This is a genomic window from Bradyrhizobium iriomotense, assembly GCF_018129405.1.
GTDB lineage: Bacteria > Pseudomonadota > Alphaproteobacteria > Rhizobiales > Xanthobacteraceae > Bradyrhizobium > Bradyrhizobium iriomotense_B.
Window position 1 is genome coordinate 240,250 of record NZ_JAFCLP010000009.1, and the last position, 18,556, is coordinate 258,805.

Below are 18,556 nucleotides of genomic sequence, written 5' to 3' on the forward strand. Positions count from 1 at the left end.
GGGAGAGGGTGCAGCGAATACGTGGCGCGAAGGACTACTCCTCGTCATCCTTCTTCCGCAGCAGATCCGTCGCGAGGTCCGACAGCTTCGGCGGAGGCAATGCTGCAAACGGCAACGGCCGCGTCACGTCGATCGCGGCGAGGCCCAGCCGCGCCGTCAGCAGCCCGTTGAGCACGCCTTCGCCCAATCGCTGCGACAGTTTTGCTGCGATGCCGTGGCCGAGCATCTGCTGCACCAGGCTGTCGCTCGCGGCCATGCCGCCGGTGATGGCGAGATGGGCGATGACGTGGCGGAGCAGGCGGATCATACCGAGTGCGCCGGGACGCCCGCCATAGAGATGGGCGAGCTGGCGGATCAGGCGCAGCGCGGCCACGAACACGAACAGCACGTCGATCGCGGCGCGGGGCGAGACCGCGGTGACGATCGAGACCTTTTGCGCCGCTGACGACACCAGCCGCCGAGCCTCGACATCCAGCGGCGACATCAACTCGCGCTCGGCGAGGCGGATCATGTCGGCGCCGTCGATGATCTCGCCGGCATGGCTCTCCAGCGTGGCGCGCGCACGCGCAAGCTGCGGGTTCTGGTGCGCGATCTTCAGGAGGTCCTGCACGATGACCCGGCTCTCCTTGCGGTCGTCGCTGGCAAGCACGGCGGTGGCGCGCTGATGCAGCTTCTCGATCGTCGCCAGACGTGCGAGGCCAAACGCCTCACGCCCGATCACCACCGCGAGCGCCAGCGCCGTGACGAGCGCCAACCCGAGCCCGACGAAGCCGAGCGTTTCGCTGCGCGCAAACAGGTCCTCGATCAGATGCACGACTCCGAGCCCTGTGCCGAGCAGCGTCAATCCCGCGAGGCCGGACCAGAACAGCGTGCCCCAGGGAAAACCGCGCCGCGCCGGCAGCGCGGCTTGAACCGGCACCGGCAGCGCCATTGGATCGGGCTCCGGCGTGATCTGGATGGTGGTGCGGCCGAGCCGGCTGGTCTCATCGGCTTCGGTGACGACGACGCCGGGATCGTCGAGCCGGAACGTCGCCGGCCGCCGTGGCTTCGATCGGTCGTTCATGACAGCTTGTCTCCGATCAGGAACTGCAAGGCACGGTCGAGGCGGATATGTGGCAGCACCGGCTCGTCGTTGCCCTCGCGTTCGAGCTTTGGCGGGCGGAAGCGCAGGAAGCGGAAATCGCTTGTCTCGGCGGCTTGCGTCGAGAGGCCTTGGAACGCGTCCCTGCCGTTGAAGAGCGGCTCGGGATCCAGCGGCAGGTCGCCCGGAAAGGTCGCGACCTCGGTGTTGCCGTCGAAGAACTCGCCGCCGGCGCTTTCGCCCGCGGTGGGCGTTCCCAGGATCGACGGCAATTTGTCGCGGCCATGCGCGACCTGTGCCTCGCGCGTGGCGCGGACGGCGGCGAGCGCGACGACGTCGATCGCCGCGCCGGTATCTTCCGCACGCGCAACGGCACGCGAGACGGCGCGGCGCAGCACGGCCTCTAGCCGGTCGTGGCTGGAGTGATGCAAATGGTCCGCCTTGGTCGCCGCGAACAGGATGCGGTCGATGCGCGGCCGGAACAGGCTGGAGAGCAAAGTGCTGCGGCCGATGTTGAAGCAATCCAGAATGCCGGCGAGCGCGGCTTCGAGATCGTGCAGCGCCTCGGGGCCCGAGTTGAACGCGGTGAGCGCGTCGGCCAGCACGATCTGGCGATCCAGCCGCGCGAAATGATCCCTGAAGAACGGCCGCACCACGACGTCCTTGTAGGCCTCGAAGCGGCGCACCATCATCGCCCACAGCGATCCCTCCGGCGCCTGTCCGACCACGGGCACGTCGAGCGGCGCAAAGGTCAGCGCCGGCGTATCCGCGAGACTGCCCGGCATCAGGAAGCGCCCTGGCGGCAGCAGGCTCATCGCAAAGCGCTCGTCGCGGCAGGCGCGCAGGTAATTCTTAAAGAGCTTGGCGGCCGTGAGCGTCGCCTGCTCGTCCTCGCGCGCCTCGGGTTTGAGTGTTGCGAGATGCGCGTGCCATTCGCTCGCAAGATGCGCACGCGGCGCCTCGCGCGACAGCGCCAGACTTTCCGCGCACCATTGCTCATAGCTCTTCTGCAGCAGCGGCAGGTCGAGCAGCCATTCGCCCGGATAGTCGACGATGTCGAGCGTCAATGTGCGGTCGGCGCCGTTCGGGCGCTGGTAGTCGATGACGAGCCTGAGCTCGCTGATGTCGACGGTGGAGTTCGGCCAGCGCCGCTCCTCGACCAGTGCGCGCAGATGGTTCTCATAGGCAAAGCGCGGCACGGCATCGTCAGGCTGCGGCGTCAGATGCGCTCGCGCGATCCGGCCCGAGGCATAGGCCTCGAACACCGGAAACCGGCCGCCACGCGTCAGCCCATGGATCAGCGCGGTGATGAATACGGTCTTACCGGCGCGCGACAGTCCGGTGACACCAAGCCGCACCGTGGGGTTGAAGAAATGCTCGCCATAGTCGATCAGCGCCCGGGCTGACAGCCGCGCCTCCTCGACCATATCCTGGAAACTGAATGCCATATGAACGTGAGGGGGCTCGGCGAGGGATACGCAAAACGGATTAGTCACAAAGGTGGCAACTGCCTGAAGAAAATCAAGCTTTCATACTTCCACCGCCTTTGTCGGCAATTCAGCCTTTTGAACGACGCGCCGGTCCCGAAACACCCATACAAGAGGGCATTGCCTCTAGTCTTTGCGGATTGCCATGACCGTCTTCCAGCTGAAACAGTTTGCATCCTCCTCCGTCCACGCTGCGGCCGACGTGATCGGCTGGGATTACGACCGCGCGGAGCTGATCGCCGACGGTGTCATCCACGCGATCGGCGTCCTCGCCGGCATCATCGCCGCGACCGTGCTGGTGGTGCTGACGGCGCTCTATGCCGATGCGACCAACATCGTCGGTGTCTCGATCTATGTCGCCGGTCTGCTCTCGATGCTGGTGCTGTCGGCGACCTATAATCTCTGGCCGGTGTCGCCGGCGAAATGGCTGCTGCGGCGGTTCGATCATTCGGCGATCTATCTCTTGATCGCCGCGACCTACACGCCGTTCATCCTGGAGCTGAAGGACAGCGTGTTCGCGCTGGTGCTGCTTGCCGGCGTCTGGTGCGTCGCCATTCTCGGCATCGTGCTGAAGCTCTTCTACCCCGGTCGGTTCGACCGCGTCTCGGTCGGCATCTATCTTGCGATGGGCTGGAGCGGCGTGATGCTCTATGGCCCCGTGGTCAGGGCGCTGCCCGCGCTGGTGCTGGGCTTCATCCTTGCGGGCGGCCTGCTCTACAGCTTTGGCGTGATCTTCCACGCCTGGCGGCGGCTGCGCTTCCAGAATGCGATCTGGCACGGCTTTGTCTTGGCCGGCGCGGCGTGCCATTATACCGCGGTGCTCGACCTCGTGTTGAGCTGAGCAGGACCCGCGACGCGGAATGAGCGGCGCGGTATAAAGCGGTACAAGACAATACAAGCCAAGAGGAGACGTCGCATGCAGGTGACCGGCAAGGTCGTGGTCGTCACGGGCGGCGCAAACGGCATCGGCAAGGCGCTGTGCGAGGCCTTTCACAACGCGGGTGCCGCCAAGGTCGTCGTCGCGGACATGGACGCCGCCAACGCGCGGGCTGTCGCCGCCATGGTCGATGGCGCGGCGTTCAAATGCGATGTCGCGCAGGAAAAGGACATCGCCCACGTCATCGAGGAGACCGAGCGGCAGTTCGGCCCGATCGAATTATTTTGCTCCAATGCCGGCATCGGCGGCGGCTTCGATCCGATGTCGGTCAATGCCGGCGGCGCGTCCGACGAGCCGTGGCAGCGCAGCTGGGCGATCCACGTCATGGCCCATGTCTATGCGGCGCGGCATCTCATCCCCCGCATGAAGGCGCGCGGCGGCGGCTATTTCCTCAACACCATCTCGGCCGCGGGCCTCTTGTCGCAAGTCGGCAGCCCCGCCTATTCGACGACCAAGCATGCCGCGGTCGGCTTTGCCGAAAACCTCGCGATCTCGCACAAGGCCCACAACATCAAGGTCTCGATCCTCTGCCCGCAGGGCGTCGACACCAACATGCTGCGCGCGATCCCCAAGGGCCCGCAATCCGGCGACGGCGATCTCACGCCGGAGCAGGTTGCCCAAGACGTGCTCGCCGGCCTCGAGCAGGAAACATTCCTGATCCTGCCGCACCCGCAGGTGCTCGGCTACATGCGCAAGAAGACCGAGAATTACGACCGCTGGATCGGCGGCATGGCCAAGATCCAGGCCAAGATGCGGGAGGAGTTCGGGAAGTGACCGTTAGGTCATCCTGGGGCGATGCAAAGCATCGAACCCGAGATCTCGGGATTAAGGCCAAATATTAGAGCCACCGTTCGCGCCAAACACTCGTCGTCGTCCTGGCGAAGGCCAGGACCCATACCGCGAGGTCCATCGATCTTGCCCCGGTAGCAGTACCGAACGACAAGTCTTCGCCAAATTTCTCCCTGGGGTAATGGGTCCTGGCTTTCGCCAGGACGACGCTGGTGGCTACGCCGCCGACCCCACCTCCGCCCCCTCCCGACTCTGCCGCAGCGCCCGCGCATAGAGCATCATCCCCTCGCGCACCTTGCGCTGCTCGGCTTCCGTCAGCGCCGCCAGCGCGCCGCTCACCTGCTGACGGCCGAACGCGTGCAGCGCCTCCAGCGTGCGCCGGCCCTTCGCCGTCAGCGACAGCAGCTTGCTGCGTGCATCCGCTTCATCAGGCGTCTCGCGGAGCTCGCCGCAATCGATCAGCTTGCGCACCAGACGGCTGACGCTGGATTTCTCCAGCCGCAGGAAATCGCCGAGCTCGCCTGATGTCATGGGGCCGCGGATGCCGATCTCCAGGATGGTGTGCACGGCCGAGGGCGGATAGTCCGACGCCGCCACCGTCGCGTCCATGAAGCCGAGCTCGCGCACCATCAGCCTCGAGGCCGCGCGGATGTCGTCGATCAGCGAAAGCTCGGCCATCTCTTGACTCTCCGGGTATAGTTGTATCATACAACTATATGCGCAAAGCGGCGCATGCAAGCGTTTTGGAGCGGACCATGACCGGAACTTTGCCTGCGGGGATGCGGATGAGGGGCAAGGTCTGCCTGGTCACCGGCGGCGGCAGCGGCATCGGCCGCGCCACGGCGTTGCGGATGGCGTCCGAAGGGGCCGAAGCGGTCATCATTGCCGGCCGGCGGGAGGCTGAGATCGAGGCGACAGCGGCAGCGTGCCGCGAGCTCGGCACGGAGGCGATCGCGCTCAAGACCGACATCACGCGCGAGGACGACGTCGCACGCCTCGTCGGCACGGCGATTGAGCGTTGCGGCCGGCTCGACGTCGCCTTCAACAATGCCGGTTTCCAGGAGCGCCGCGCGCCGCTGGAGGAGCAGGGCACCGACGTCTACGACAGCGTGTTCGACACCAATGTCCGTGCGTTGTTCCTGTGCCTGCGCCATCAATTGCCGGCGATGCAGGCGCAGGGGCGCGGCAGCATCGTCGTCAACGCCTCCGTCAGCGGCATGCGCAATCCCAATCCCGGCTTCTCGCTCTATTCGGCCTCGAAAGCCGCCGCGATCTCTCTGACGCGCTCGGCCGCGATGGAGAACGCTCCGCGTGGCATCCGCATCAACGCCATTGCGCCCGGCCGCGTCGTCACCGACATGATGCTGCGCGCCGGCGTCGGCGATGTCGCAACGGTGAGTGCCGGCCTGCCGCTGCGCCGGATGGGCAGCCCGGAGGAGGTGGCGGAAGCCGTGGTGTGGCTGTCGTCGGATGCGTCGTCCTATGTCGTCGGCCACGTGCTGGCGGCGGACGGGGGATTTCTGGCGTCGTAGGCTCGGGCGCGAGCCAAAATCTCGATGTCGTCCTGGCGAAAGCCAGGACCCATTACCCCAGGGAGCAGTTGTAGCGCGAGATCGTCATTACCATTCTTCGCCAAATGGCCTGCGGTGGTAATGGGTCCTGGCTTTCGCCAGGACGACGATGTGGGTGGGGCGCGCGTCCCTAATGCTTCTGCCCGTACAGCACCGGCACCGCGGAATCCACGACGACCTCCACCAGGCTCGTGCCCTCGAACGCCATCCCGCGCTTCAGCGCTTCGCCAAGCTCCGCCGCCTGCGTCACCCGGACCGCATGACATCCTATGCCTTCGGCGATCTTCACGAAATCGATGCCCGGCAGTTCCAGCCCGGGAACGTTCCTCACCTGCATCACCTGGCTGAACGAGCGCATCGCGCCGTAGCCGGAGTTGTTGATCACGACGACGGTCAGCGGCAGCTTGCGCTGCGCGGCCGTCCACAGCGCCTGGATCGAATACATCGCCGAGCCGTCGCCGATCAGGCAGACCGTGCGCTGTTTCGGCTTGCCGAGCGCCATGCCGACCGCTGCAGGCAGGGAGTAGCCGAGACCGCCGCTCGCCATGGTGTAAAAACTGTCCTGGCCGCGCATCGGCAGGAATTTTTGCATCGCCGGCCGATGCGAGGGAACTTCCTCGACCAGCGAGGCGCCATCGGGCATCGCCTGCGACAGCGAATGCAGCAGGAATTCGACCGGCAGCGGATCGGCGGCCTGCGGTGCCGGCGGCAGCGTGCGGCCTTTTGGCGTGGCGCGCTTGCTGTCAGGAAGCATGTCGAGCAGCAGGCTCAGCGCCGGCTTCATCGTCGCGATGATGCTGGTGCCGACCGGTGTGACGGCGGCGGCATCTGCATCATCGGTGATCTGGAAGATCGTCGCGCCGCCGTCGAAGATTGCGGCATGGCCCTCGACGTGGAAGGTGAACACGGGCGCGCCGATGACGACGACGAGATCGTGCTCGCGCAAAGCATCGGACAGCTGCGCCGGCGAGGCGTGCAGGAATCCTGCGAATTGCGGATGCCGTTCGGGGAACGAGCAGCGCGCCGAGAACGGGCTGACCCAGACGCTGGCCTTGGACTTCTCGGCGACGCGCACCATCAGGTCGACCGCGCCGGCGCGGTCGATTCCGGGGCCGACGATGAGGGCAGGGTGCTTTGCAGACCCGAGCGCTGTGGCCAGTGCCTTCATCGCCTCCGGCTCGGGCCCGATTTCGCGGCTGACCCTGCGCGCCTCGACCGGCGCGCAGGCATGCGCCCAGTCGTCGATCGGGATCGACACGAAGGTCGGTCCGCACGGCGGCTGCATCGCCGTGTAATAGGCGCGCGCGATCGCGGCCGGCACGTCCTCGGCCCGCGCCGGCTCGACGCTGTATTTGACGTAAGGCCGCGGAAACTCGGAGGCTCGCTCGGCATAGAGGAACGCCTGCAAGGGGAGGATCGAGCGCGCCTGCTGGCCCGCGGTGATCACCAGCGGCGTCTGGTTACGGTGTGCGGTATAGATGTTGCCGAGCGCGTTGCCGACGCCGGCGGCCGAATGCAGATTGACGAAGCCGGCATTGCGCGTCGCCTGCGCATAGCCGTCGGCCATGCCGACCGCGCTGGCTTCCTGCAGCGCCAGCACGTAGTCGATGTCGTCGGGCCAGTCGCTCAGGAACGGCAGCTCGGTCGAGCCGGGATTGCCGAACACCCTGTCGATGCCGAAGGCGCGCAGTAGGTCGAGCGTCGCCTGCTTGACGGTGACGGACTTGCTGCCGGTCTTGCCGTTCTTCGCCATAGTTTCCGTCCCTGAGTGCTTATTGTTTGGTTCGTCATTCCGGGGCGCGCGAAGCGAACCCGGAATCTCGAGATTCTCTGGTGCGCAACTGCGCACCATAGTTCGGTCCTGCGGACCGCCCCGGAATGACGGTGTATCTATCACCACACCGCCGTTCCCTTCATCGTCGGCTGTCCCTCCGCATTCGCGGTCCACAGCTCCATGCTCTCGCCGCTGTCATTGGCGTTGACGGAGAACTCGGTGCCCTCGAACAGCGGCTGAAGCCCGCGATACGAAAACTTCTTCGGCGCCTTGCCGCCGCGCAAGCGCGCCGCCAATTCGATGATCAGCGCGGCCTGTAGCGGGCCATGGAAGATCAGGCCCGGATAGCCCTCGACCTTGGTGACGTAGTCGCGGTCGTAATGGATGCGGTGGCCGTTGAAGGTCAGCGCGGAATAACGGAACAGCAGCACGGGATCGGATACGTGTGTCTCGCGATGCTGTGCCTTCGGCGGCGGAGGCGGCGCCTTGCCGCCAGCGGATGCACTGCTCGTCATCTCGCGATAGACGATGTCCTGCCGCTCGCGGATGGCGACGCCGCGCGGGCAAGAGATGCTGTGCTCGACCGAGACGAAGCACAGCGTGCCGGTCGATCCCGTCTTCACCTGCACGTCGGCGATGCGCGACGTCCGCGTCGACTCATCACCGACGCAGAGCGGCTGCAAAAACTCGATCTCGCCGCCGGCCCACATCCGGCGCGGCAGCGGCACCGGCGGCAGGAAGCCGCCGCGGGTCGGATGCCCGTCGGGCCCCAGCATCGACATCGGAAACACCGGCTGCGCCAGGCACCAGTGCACCGTGAACGGTGCGGCATCGCCCTTTCGGGGCTCGCCGACCTCCTGGAACAGCGTCGCGCGCAGGCCCATGACGAGCTGCGCGGTGACGATGTCGGTGGCCTCGGTGCTGCGGCCGATCCATTGCCGCAGATGATCGATGTCGAGCTTCTCGGTCATGACGCCTCGCTCTTATTTCTTGGCTGGTTTCTCGCCGATCGCGGGCACAGCGCCGTAGGCGCGCGTCTCGCCGACGACGATCGGCGCCGGCGCGGGATAGCTGACGCGGCCGTTCGGCGTGTCGACCTCGATGCGGCGCAGATGCGGATGGCTGGTGAGGTCGGCCATGGTGTTGACCTCGGCAAAGGCGATGTCGGCATCCGACAGCCGCTTGAGCAGCTCGTCGCGCGTCATCTTGCCGAAGATGTCCGCCACCGTCTTGTCGGTGAAGTCGCGGTTGCGCACGCGCTCGACCATGTTGGCGACGCGGGGATCGCTGGGCAGATCCGGCTGATCCAGCACCTTCGCGCAGAGCGTCTTCCACTCCCGCTCGCTCTGGATCGAGATCAGGATGTCCTTGCCGTCCTTGGACGTGAACACGCCATAGGGCGCGATCGAGGGATGGCGCAGGCCCATGCGCTTCGGCGGGTTGCCGGCCTCCGCGTTGAGCAGCGGCACTGTGCACCAGTCCGCCATCACGTCGAACATGGAGATGCGGATGTCGCAGCCCTTGCCGGTGCGCCCGCGCCCAATCAGCGCTTCCAGAATGGCCGCATGCGCCGTGGCGCCGGTCGCAACATCGACGATCGACATGCCGACGCGCGAGGCGCCGTCTGGATTGCCGGTGATCGAGGCAAGCCCGCTCTCGGCCTGGATCAGCAGGTCATAGGCCTTGCGATGCGCATAGGGGCCTTCGTCGCCATAGCCGGTGATCGTGCACGAGATCAGCTTCGGATAGTCTTTAAGCAAGCGCTCACGCGAAAAACCGAGCTTGTCCATCGAGCCCGGCTTGAGGTTCTGGATCAGCACGTCGGCGCTGGCGATCAGCTTCTCGAGCTCGGCGCAGCCTTCTTTCGTTGCGAGATCGACCACGGCGGATTGCTTGCCGCGGTTGAGCCACACAAAGTAGCTGCTTTGGCCCTTGGCCGCCGCGTCATAGCCGCGGGCGAAATCGCCTTCGGGCCGCTCGATCTTGATCACCTCGGCACCGGCATCCGCCAGGCGCGAGGAGCAGAACGGCGCCGCGACCGCCTGCTCGACCGCAATCACCCTGATCCCGTCAAGTGCTCCCATGGCCTAACCTCAGTACGAGCGCGGCATGCCGAGCACATGCTCGGCGACGAAGGACAGCACGAGGTTGGTCGAGATCGGCGCCACCTGGTAGAGCCGCGTCTCGCGGAATTTGCGCTCGACGTCGTATTCCTCGGCAAAGCCGAAGCCGCCATGGGTCTGGATGCAGGCATTCGCCGCCTCCCAGGACGCATCCGCTGCCAGCATCTTGGCCATGTTGGCCTCCGCGCCGCAGTCGAGCCCGGCCTCGTATTTGCGCGTGGCCTCCTTCACCATCAACTCGGCCGCGCGCATCGAGGCATAGGCCTTGGCGATCGGGAACTGGATGCCCTGGTTCTGACCGATCGGCCGGCCGAAAACGCTGCGCTCCTTGGCGTAGTTCGTCGCCTTGGCGATGAACCACTTTGCGTCGCCGACGCATTCGGCGGCGATCAAGATGCGCTCGGCATTCATGCCGGAGAGGATGTAGCGGAAGCCCTTGCCTTCCTCGCCGATCAGATTCTCCGCCGGCACCTTCATGTCGGTGAAGAACACTTCGGTGGTGGCGTGGTTCATCATGGTGCGGATCGGGCGGATCTCGAGGCCATTGTTCTTGGCCTCGCGCATGTCGACGATGAAGACCGACAGACCATCCGTGCGCTTCTTGACCCGTTCCTTCGGCGTGGTGCGCGCCAGCAACACCATCAAATCGGAATGCTCGGCGCGGCTGGTCCAGATCTTCTGACCGTTGACGATGTAGCTGTCGTTGCCTTCCTTGCGCGCGAAGGTCTTCAGCGACGAGGTGTCGGTGCCGCTGGTCGGCTCGGTGACGCCGAAGGCCTGCAGGCGCAATTCGCCGCTCGCGATCTTCGGCAGGTACTTTGCCTTCTGCTCGGCATTGCCGTGCCGCAGCACCGTGCCCATCGTGTACATCTGGGCATGGCAGCCGCCGCCGTTGCAGCCCGCGCGCTGGATCTCTTCCAGGATCGCAGCGGCAGCCGAAAGCTTCAGCCCCGCGCCGCCATACTCTTCCGGGATCAGCACCGAGAGATAGCCGGCCTCGGTCAGCGCATCGACGAAAGCCTTCGGGTAAGCCATCTCGCGATCGAGCTTGCGCCAATATTCGCCGGGAAACTGCGCGCAGAGCTTTGCGACGGCTTCGCGGATGTCGGCGTGATCTTCGCTGTGGTGTTCTTCACTCATGGCGTTTCCCGTATCTAGCGGCAGTTAAGATAACGCCGGCCGATCCTCAGGCGTTGTGAAAACAACGCCAGCCCCCTATGCTCATTTGTTATAGCGTATGGAGTAGCCTTCCAGGATTGGCAAGCATGGATTTCCGGCAGCTCAGAACCTTCAGTTGCGTGGCGGAGCTCGGCAGCCTGTCCAAGGCCTCCGATACACTGCGCGTGGCGCAGCCGGCGCTCTCCAGGCAGATCAAGCTGCTGGAACACGAGCTGCGCACCGAGCTGTTCACCCGCAACGGCCGCGGCATGGTGCTGACCGACGCCGGGCGCCTGCTGCTCGCGCGCACCTCCGGCATCGTGCGGCAGATCGACCAGATCCGCGACGACATCCAGTCGGCCAAGGGGCCGCCGTCCGGCCAGGTCGTGCTCGGCCTGGTTCCGACCGTGAGCTGCGTGCTGTCGGCGCGCTTTGCGCGGCGCTGCGTCGAAAAGTTTCCCGGCATCTCGCTGCGCATCGTCGAGAGCTACAGCGGCCATCTGGTCGAATGGCTGCATCGCGGCGAGATGGATCTCGCCATCCTCTATGGCCGCTCGGCCGATCTGCATCTCAACGTGCAGAGTCTCGGCCGCGACAACATCGTCGCGGTCGGCCCGCGCGGCTGCGGCCTTGCGCGCAAGAAGAACGTCGACATCGGCTGGCTGCTGCGGCAGCGCCTCGTGCTGCCCAGTCATTCCCACGGCCTCCGCGCGCTGATCGAGCACGCCGCCGCCCAGCGCAAGATCAAGCTCGACGTCCAGTTGGAAGCGGATTCGTTCCGCGTGCTGACGAGCCTCGTCGAGGAAGGGCTCGGTTTCGCACTGCTGCCGCCCTCGTCGGTCCACGGCGAGGTGGCGGAGGGACGGCTGGAAACCACCGCCGTGTCCAAGCCGATGACGCGCGAGCTCATTTTCGCTTCTCCAATCGACCGCCCGGCCTCGACGGCCTCGCTCGCCATCACCGCGCTCCTGCGCGAGGAGGTCGCCGCCTGCCGCAAGGAAGGCGTGTGGGACATCAAATTGAGTTAGATACTGTGTCGTAGAACAGTCAGGCGCCGACTTGCCTTCGCATCTGGCGCGACCTGTCATGCCGAAATTTTATAGCTGGCGGGTGACACGCCATCGCATCAACCCACGCTGTCATCGCCCGCCTAGTGCGCAATTGCGCACAGGGGCGGGCGATCCAGTATTCCAGAGGCAGCAGTGCTTGAACCGAGAAGCCGCGGCGTACTGGATGCCCCGCCTTCGCGGGGCATGACAGTAGAGATTGAGGCGCAGTTTGCCCCAAGGCGAGCAACTAGAGCGACGCCTATCCCGGAATCCGCACCGGCAGCGACTCATATCCCTTGATGAAGCTCGAATAGATCCGCTTGGGCTCGCCGACCACCTCGATCCGGTCGAACCGCTTCAGCATCTCCTCCCAGATGATGCGCAGCTGCAGCTCGGCGAGCCGCATGCCGACGCAGCGGTGGATGCCGAAGCCGAACGAAAGATGCGTGCGCGGGCGCGGGCGGTCGATGATGAAGTCGTTCGGCTTCTCGAACATCTCCTCGTCGCGGTTGCCGGAGACGTACCACATCACGACGCGGTCGCCCTTCTTGATCTGCTTGCCGCCGATCTCGGTATCCTCTAGCGCCGTGCGCCGCATATGCGCGAGCGGGGTCTGCCAGCGGATCACCTCGGGCACCATGGAATCGATCAGCGCCGGAGTCTTCCGCAGCATCTCGTACTGGTCCGGGTTCTCGTTCAGCGCCAGCACCGAGCCGGTCATGGTGTTGCGCGTGGTGTCGTTGCCGCCGACGATGAGCAGGATGATGTTGCCCATGAGGTTGTCGGGATCCATGTGGCGCGTGGCATCGTTATGGGCCATCAGCGACAACAGGTCGTTGCGCGGCGCGGAGTTGACGCGCTCGTTCCAGAGCTTGGACATGTAGGCGTAGCACTCGTCCATCTCGCGGCGGCGCTCCTCGGCGGAGGCGACGATGCCGCTCTTGGGCAGGGCGGTGGAGACGTCGGACCAGCGCGTCAGCTTGCGCCGCTCCTCCCAGGGGAAGTCGAACAAAGTCGCCAGCATCTGCGTGGTCAGCTCGATCGAGACGCGCTCGACGAAATTGAAGGTCTCGTTGCGCGGCAGATTGTCCAGCACCGTCTGCGAACGCTGGCGGATCAGTTTTGCCAGCTCGTCGAGGTGCGTCGGCGTGAACATCGGCGAGACCGTCTTGCGCTGTGCCGAATGCCGCGGCTGGTCCATCGCGATGAAGCTCGGATAGTCGTAGCCTTCCGGCACGTCGCGGATCGAGATGCCGCCGAGCGTGGAGTCCGATGAAAAGATGCCGTGATTGGTGTCGACATGCATGATGTCGTTGTATTTCACCACCGACCAGTACGGCTCGATCGGCGCATTGGTGCAGTAATGCACCGGCTCTTCGTTGCGCAGCCGCTCGAACCACGGCCACAGCGTGTCGTCCTGGAACAACCGTGGAGCGCCGGGATGGAATTGCGACAGCGGCGTTGCATAGGCCTCCTCGCGCGCCTTGCGCATGCGTGCGGCCCTGTCCACTTTAACCGGCGCTTGGATGTTCATCGTCGTGGCTCCAGTGTTTCTCTCTTTTCGCCTCTCCCCGCTCGCGGGGAGAGGCCGGATTGCCCCGGCGATGCGCAGCATCGTCCGGCGCAATCCGGGTGAGGGGGACTCTCCGCGAGTCCAATTCTCTCCATCCCCGTGGAGACTCCCCCTCACCCCAACCCTCTCCCCGCAAGCGGGGAGAGGGGGAGTTCTTCGTTTACGCAGCAATCCTCACCGGCAGCGTCTCAATTCCCTTCACGAAACTCGAATAGACCCGCTTCGGTTCGCCGACCACGTCAATATGGTCGAAGCGCTTGAGAATCTCTTCCCAAATAATCTTGAGCTGAAGTTCAGCAAGCCTGAGGCCCACGCAGCGGTGGATGCCGAAGCCGAAGGAGAGATGCGTGCGCGGCCGCGCGCGGTCGATGATGAAATCGTAGGGCTTTTCGATCGCCTCTTCGTCCCGGTTGCCCGAGACGTACCACATCACGACCTTGTCACCTTTCCTGATCTGCTTGCCGCGGAACTCGAAATCGGCGAGCGCCGTGCGCCGCATATGCGCCAGCGGCGTCTGCCAGCGGATAACTTCCGGCACGAAGCTGTCGAGCAGAGCGGGATTCTCGCGCAGCTTCCGATATTGCTCCGGATGCTGGCTCAGTGCGAGAAGCGAGCCCGACATGGTGTTGCGCGTGGTGTCGTTGCCGCCGACGATCAAGAGGACGAGATTGCCGAGGAAGTTCTTCGCGTCCATGTCGCGCGTCGCGGCGCCATGCGCCATCATCGACAGCAGATCGCTCTTCGGCGGCTGCGCGATGCGTTCCTTCCACAGCCTCGCGAAATAGCCCGCGCACTCCGTCAGCTCGGCCTGACGCTCGTCCTCGGTGGCGACGAGGCCGTCGGGGCCGGGAATGGTGGTGGCGATATCCGACCAGCGCGTCAGCTTGCGGCGGTCCTCCCACGGGAAGTCGAACAGCACCGCGAGCATCTGCGTGGTGAGTTCGATCGAGACGTGGTCGACCCAGTCGAACACCTCGCCGCGGGGAAGATGGTCCAGGCACTCGGCCGAGCGCTTGCGGATGTTGAGCGCGAGATTGTCCAGGTGCGTCGGTGTGAACATCGGCGCCACGGTCTTGCGCTGGGCAGCATGGCGCGGCGGGTCCATCGAGATGAAACTCTCGCGGCGCAGATCCGGGTCGATGTCGCGGATGGTGATGCCGCCGAGCGCGGAAGCCGAGGAGAACACCGAATGGTTGGTCTCGATCTCCATGATGTCGTTGTAGCGCGTCACCGACCAGTACGGCCCGAACATCGAGTCCTTGCAGTAGTGCACGGGATCTTCCCGGCGCAGGCGATCGAAATAGGGCCAGAACGTATCGGTCCTGAATAGTTCCGGATCGCCCGGATCGAATTGCTCCAGCGGCAATGTCGACGCGCGCTCGCGCAGTGCGTCGAGCTTGGACGCGCTCTCGATGGTCCCATGCATGACCGTTCTCCCTGGTGCTCCTCCGCGCGTCTTTGAATTCTGCGCTGCGGTATTTGATTTGCAATTACAGCCCGTTGTCTGCGCCGGAGCAAGGGAGAGTTTTGCCACATCCAACCTTTGCGAGAGGGCGGGAGCGTAGCCCGGATGGAGCGAAGCGAAATCCGGGACAGCGCCAATGGTGGCTCGAATCCCGGATTACGCCTGCGCTCCATCCGGGCTACGGGGCTGCGGGACATCGCCAGCGTGACCTGCCGCACGCCGTTCGATCTGAAATCATGTAAGAAATCGACCGAAATCGGGGTAAATCGAACCCGCCCGTCTTGGGGATCGACCAATCTCTGATCTATAGTTTGACCGCAGCAGATGCGCACCCCGAGGTTGCCGCCGTGAACGATATGCAATGGACGCCCATCGGCTCCGAACCCATCCCGCCGCCATTGCCGCCGACGCGGGTGGATTTCAGCGGCAATCGCTCCGGGTTCCGCAACATGGTCACCAAGGGTGCCTTGCTCGAGCTCGTCACCTTCGGTTTCTACCGGTTCTGGCTCATCACCGACATCCGCCGTCATCTCTGGTCGAACACCGCGATCGACGGCGACGCCGCCGAATATACCGGACGCGGCAAGGAGCTGCTGGTCGGCTTCCTGTTCGCGCTCGCGATCCTGGTGCCGATCTATCTGGCCTATTTCCTCATCGGCATCGAGTTCGAGCGCTGGCAGGGCTTTGCCTCGACGCCGCTGTTCATCAGCTTCTACGCCTTCGGCCAGTTCGCGATCTTTCGCGCGCGGCGCTATCGCCTGACGCGCACGGTCTGGCGCGGCGTGCGGTTCTGGATGGACGGCTCGGGCTGGGCCTATTCGTTCCGCGCCATGGCGTGGGGCCTCCTGGTGTTCCTGACCCTCGGCCTGGCGCTGCCCTGGCGCGAGGCTTCACTCGAACGTTACAAGATGCGGCACACGCATTACGGCGATTTGCGCGGCGATTTCGAGGGTAACGGCTGGACCTTCTTCAAGCGCGGCTGGTGGCTGTGGCTGCTCAGCCCGATCGCGCTGATCATCTTTCCGCTCGCGCCGTTCTTCTATGCCGAGTTCAAGGCGCGCGAGTGGCGCTGGTGGCTCGACGGCATCCGCATCGGCGGCGTCAGCCTGTCCTCGGAGCTTCCGCACAATGCGTTCTACGGCCTGTATTGGAAGGTGATCGGCTGGTGGGTGCTGCTCTCGATGATTTTCGGCGCCTATCTCGGCGGCGCCACCGCGCTCGTCGTCCAGCTGAGCGGCCTTTCGGCTGAGCAGCTGTTCGGGCCCGGCGATCCCACCAAGAGCATCCCGATGCTGGTGATCATGGTCATTGGTTACTTCGCGCTCGCCCTTGCTCTCAACATCGTGATGCGCGTCTATCTTCAGCGCGATCTCTGGGCCAAGGTGCTGGAGACCGTCGAGGTGCATGATATTGCGGCCGCCGCGGACGTGCGCGGCAGCGGCGAGCTTGCCAGCGCGCTCGGCGAGGGTTTTGCCGACGGGCTCGATGTCGCGGGATTCTGAGCTGTGAGTGATGTGTCCACCGAGGCCCCGGCGCCGTCCGTAAAGCCGACGGTCTTCTTCGACGGCGTATCCAGCCGCAGGCGGCAGGTGACGCTGGCGCTCGGTGACGCGCTGGAGATCAGCGAGGAGGGTGGAGCGCCGGTTCGCTGGGCCTATGCCGACATCCGCCGCGCCGATAGTCCGGCTGGCGTCATACGTCTCGCCTGCACAACCGCACCGTCCCTGGCGCGGCTCGAGATCCGCGACGCCGCCCTCGCCGCCGACGTAACCGCCCGCTGCACCCGTCTCGACGAACACCAGACCTCGCGGCGCGGCATCGCCAAGATCGTCGGCTGGTCGGTGGCCGCCGCCGTCTCCATCGTCTGCGTCGTGCTGTTCGGCGTGCCGCTCGCCGCCGACCGTCTCGCGCCGCTGGTGCCGAAAGCGATCGAGCGGCGCATTGGCGATGCGTCGGAAGTCCAGGTGAAAACCATCTTCGGTCGCAATGTGTGCGAAGACCCCGCCGGCAAGGCCGCGTTCACAAAGCTCGTCAACCGCCTGCGCGACGCCGCGGGCCTCGACGACGATTCCATGACGGCCGGCGTGCTGCCAACCTCAGTGCCGAATGCGTTCGCGCTGCCCGGCGGCAAGGTCTACGTGCTGAAGGGCCTGCTCGACAAGGCGGAGAACCCCGACGAGATCGCCGGAATCCTCGCCCACGAGCTCGGCCATCTCAAGCATTACGACAACATGCGCGGCCTGATCTACAACGGCGGCACCTCGTTCCTGATCGGCCTGTTGTTCGGCGACGTCACCGGCTCATCCGCCGTGATCTTCGCCTCGCGCAGCGTGGTCGAAGCGTCTTACTCGCGCGAGGCCGAGACCGCTGCGGATACGTTCGCGATCGAGATCATGCACAAGCTCGGCCGTTCGCCGAAGCCTGCGGCCGAGCTGATGTTCCGCATCACCGGCAAGGAAGGCGGCTCGGGTCTGACGAATATTCTCGCCAGCCATCCGCTGACCGAGGACCGCCTCGCCCGCATGACCAGGGAAGATCGTCCCGCCAACGGCCCGCCGCTGCTGACGGACAAGGAGTGGCGGGCGCTGAAGCTGATTTGCGGCAGCGGGAAGGTCTAAAGCGTTTTCGAGCGAAGTGGATGCCGGTTCGCGTGAAGAAAACGCGTCAAAACAAGAATCCTGAGCTTCTCTTATCGCGTCCCGTAGGCGCGGTCGCCGGCGTCGCCGAGGCCCGGCAGGATGAAACCGTTCTCGTCGAGGCCTTCGTCGACTGCCGCTGTCCAGATCGGCACATCAGGATGGAGCCCGCGCAGCCGCTCGAGGCCTTCGGGCGCTGCGATCAGGCAGGCGAGGCGGATGTCCCTGGCGCCGCGCTCCTTCAGGCGGTCGATCGCGGCGACGGCCGTATTGGCGGTTGCGACCACCGGCGTCACCACGATGGCGAGGCGCTCGCCGAGATCCGACGGCGATTTGAAGAAATATTCGACCGCGGCAAAGCTGAGCGGCTCGCGATAGAGACCGATATGCGCGACGCGCGCGGTCGGCACGAGGTCCATCATGCCGTCGACGAAGGTGGTGCCGGCGCGCAGCATCGGCACGAACACCAGCTTCTTGCCGGCGATCTTGGCCGAGTGCATCGTCGCCAGCGGCGTCTCGATGACGGTGTCGGCGAGCGGCAGATCGCGCGTCACCTCGTAGCACAGGAGCATGCCGATCTCCTTGATCAGCTCGCGGAACGACTTGGTCGAGATGGACTTGTCGCGCACCAGCGTCAGCTTGTGCTGCACCAGCGGATGATCGACGATCGTGACGCCTTCCATGATCGGTTGCCTTTCTTCCTCCTCCCCTTGTGGGAGAAGGTGGCGCGAAGCGCCGGATGAGGGGTATCTTTCCGCGAACTCCAGTGAGAGATGTGCCGGCGGAGACATACCCCTCACCCGGCTTCGCTTTCGCGAAGCCACCCTCTCCCACAAGGCTACGAGATTCACACATTTCGGAGGCTCCAACCATGCTTGATGGCGTGGAACTGGGTGAGGCCTCTGATCATGAC

At 65.1% G+C, this 18,556-nt stretch carries 16 protein-coding genes; 6 read left to right on the forward strand and 10 right to left on the reverse strand.

Going from position 1 to position 18,556, the window contains the following annotated elements; translation table 11 throughout:
• Nucleotides 1-34 precede the first annotated feature (34 nt).
• On the reverse strand, nt 35-1,063 hold the full coding sequence (locus tag JQ592_RS20790) for a YcjF family protein (RefSeq protein WP_211404651.1): 1,029 nt from the start codon (nt 1,061-1,063) through the stop codon (nt 35-37).
• On the reverse strand, nt 1,060-2,529 hold the full coding sequence (locus JQ592_RS20795) for a YcjX family protein (RefSeq protein WP_211404652.1): 1,470 nt from the start codon (nt 2,527-2,529) through the stop codon (nt 1,060-1,062). The genes JQ592_RS20790 and JQ592_RS20795 overlap by 4 nt, the downstream gene beginning before the upstream one ends.
• A 184-nt stretch (nt 2,530-2,713) precedes the next feature.
• Here JQ592_RS20795 and trhA point away from each other — a divergent pair, with 184 nt between their 5' ends.
• Complete coding sequence (gene trhA, locus JQ592_RS20800; protein ID WP_211404653.1) at nt 2,714-3,409, forward strand: PAQR family membrane homeostasis protein TrhA; 696 nt, start codon at nt 2,714-2,716, stop codon at nt 3,407-3,409.
• Nucleotides 3,410-3,484: 75 nt separating this feature from the next.
• Nucleotides 3,485-4,279 carry an SDR family oxidoreductase gene (locus JQ592_RS20805; RefSeq protein ID WP_211404654.1) on the forward strand — a complete coding sequence of 265 codons (795 nt, stop codon included), beginning with the start codon at nt 3,485-3,487 and terminating at the stop codon, nt 4,277-4,279.
• A gap of 231 nt (nt 4,280-4,510) precedes the next feature.
• On the opposite strand, the gene JQ592_RS20810 is transcribed toward JQ592_RS20805, so the two are convergent.
• A complete protein-coding gene (locus JQ592_RS20810) occupies nt 4,511-4,972 on the reverse strand; it encodes a MarR family winged helix-turn-helix transcriptional regulator (RefSeq protein WP_211404655.1) in 462 nt (153 codons plus the stop codon).
• Nucleotides 4,973-5,049: 77 nt separating this feature from the next.
• On the opposite strand from JQ592_RS20810, the gene JQ592_RS20815 reads away from it, so the two are divergent.
• Nucleotides 5,050-5,826 carry an SDR family NAD(P)-dependent oxidoreductase gene (locus tag JQ592_RS20815; protein WP_211404656.1) on the forward strand — a complete coding sequence of 259 codons (777 nt, stop codon included), beginning with the start codon at nt 5,050-5,052 and terminating at the stop codon, nt 5,824-5,826.
• Between the two features lie 169 nt (nt 5,827-5,995).
• On the opposite strand, the gene mdlC is transcribed toward JQ592_RS20815, so the two are convergent.
• From mdlC to JQ592_RS20835, 4 genes are all read right to left on the reverse strand, one after another.
• Nucleotides 5,996-7,618 carry a benzoylformate decarboxylase gene (mdlC, locus tag JQ592_RS20820; protein WP_211404657.1) on the reverse strand — a complete coding sequence of 541 codons (1,623 nt, stop codon included), beginning with the start codon at nt 7,616-7,618 and terminating at the stop codon, nt 5,996-5,998.
• Between the two features lie 140 nt (nt 7,619-7,758).
• Nucleotides 7,759-8,610: an FAS1-like dehydratase domain-containing protein gene (locus JQ592_RS20825; protein WP_211404658.1), complete on the reverse strand. Its 852-nt coding sequence runs from the start codon at nt 8,608-8,610 to the stop codon at nt 7,759-7,761.
• A gap of 12 nt (nt 8,611-8,622) precedes the next feature.
• Entirely contained in the window at nt 8,623-9,723 is a 1,101-nt protein-coding gene (locus tag JQ592_RS20830) for a CaiB/BaiF CoA transferase family protein (RefSeq protein WP_211404659.1), read from the reverse strand.
• A 9-nt stretch (nt 9,724-9,732) separates the two neighbouring features.
• Nucleotides 9,733-10,902: an acyl-CoA dehydrogenase family protein gene (locus JQ592_RS20835; protein ID WP_211404660.1), complete on the reverse strand. Its 1,170-nt coding sequence runs from the start codon at nt 10,900-10,902 to the stop codon at nt 9,733-9,735.
• A gap of 125 nt (nt 10,903-11,027) precedes the next feature.
• Here JQ592_RS20835 and JQ592_RS20840 point away from each other — a divergent pair, with 125 nt between their 5' ends.
• Nucleotides 11,028-11,948 (forward strand): LysR substrate-binding domain-containing protein, encoded by a 921-nt coding sequence (locus tag JQ592_RS20840; RefSeq protein ID WP_211404661.1) that lies wholly within the window; start codon nt 11,028-11,030, stop codon nt 11,946-11,948.
• A 280-nt stretch (nt 11,949-12,228) separates the two neighbouring features.
• Here the strand turns inward: JQ592_RS20840 and JQ592_RS20845 are convergent, their stop codons facing one another.
• Together JQ592_RS20845 and JQ592_RS20850 are read right to left on the reverse strand one after the other, a co-directional pair.
• Nucleotides 12,229-13,503 carry a cytochrome P450 gene (locus tag JQ592_RS20845; RefSeq protein WP_211404662.1) on the reverse strand — a complete coding sequence of 425 codons (1,275 nt, stop codon included), beginning with the start codon at nt 13,501-13,503 and terminating at the stop codon, nt 12,229-12,231.
• A gap of 199 nt (nt 13,504-13,702) precedes the next feature.
• Nucleotides 13,703-14,968, reverse strand: a complete 1,266-nt coding sequence (locus JQ592_RS20850) for a cytochrome P450 (protein ID WP_211404663.1) — start codon at nt 14,966-14,968, stop codon at nt 13,703-13,705.
• 386 nt (nt 14,969-15,354) lie between these two features.
• Here JQ592_RS20850 and JQ592_RS20855 point away from each other — a divergent pair, with 386 nt between their 5' ends.
• On the forward strand, nt 15,355-16,509 hold the full coding sequence (locus JQ592_RS20855; RefSeq protein ID WP_433996429.1) for a YjgN family protein: 1,155 nt from the start codon (nt 15,355-15,357) through the stop codon (nt 16,507-16,509).
• A 3-nt stretch (nt 16,510-16,512) separates the two neighbouring features.
• On the forward strand, nt 16,513-17,625 hold the full coding sequence (locus JQ592_RS20860; protein ID WP_211404664.1) for a M48 family metallopeptidase: 1,113 nt from the start codon (nt 16,513-16,515) through the stop codon (nt 17,623-17,625).
• A gap of 71 nt (nt 17,626-17,696) precedes the next feature.
• Here JQ592_RS20860 and upp read toward each other — a convergent pair whose 3' ends face one another.
• A complete protein-coding gene (gene upp, locus JQ592_RS20865; RefSeq protein ID WP_018643697.1) occupies nt 17,697-18,326 on the reverse strand; it encodes a uracil phosphoribosyltransferase in 630 nt (209 codons plus the stop codon).
• Nucleotides 18,327-18,556: the final 230 nt, after the last annotated feature.